Annotated in this window: 1 protein-coding gene; it reads left to right on the forward strand. The window is 35.5% G+C overall.

Going from position 1 to position 282, the window contains the following annotated elements:
• A partial coding sequence (locus CXF67_RS00325) for an ATP-binding protein (RefSeq protein ID WP_145990330.1) occupies positions 1-223 on the forward strand: 223 nt, incomplete at its 5' end.
• Positions 224-282 lie beyond the last annotated feature (59 nt).

Genomic DNA, 282 nt, shown 5'->3' on the forward strand with positions numbered 1-282 from the left:
GGGTTATTATCTTATTATCAAAGACAATGGCCTTGGTATGGACTTAGATAGTTCAACGGACAATATATTTAGACTCTTCAAACGGATGCATACACACATCGAAGGTAGAGGAGTCGGGCTTTACATTGTCAATTCACTTGTAGAATCACATGGAGGAAACATTGAGGTGACCAGCGAAATAAATAAAGGCACAACATTTAAAATATATTTTGGTTATGATTGAGACAAACATACTGTTAGTTGACGATAACGCTATTGGGAATTTTTTATCAGAAATGGTAC

It is taken from the genome of Psychroflexus sp. MES1-P1E (assembly GCF_002836055.1).
In the GTDB taxonomy this organism is placed as follows: Bacteria; Bacteroidota; Bacteroidia; order Flavobacteriales; family Flavobacteriaceae; genus Psychroflexus.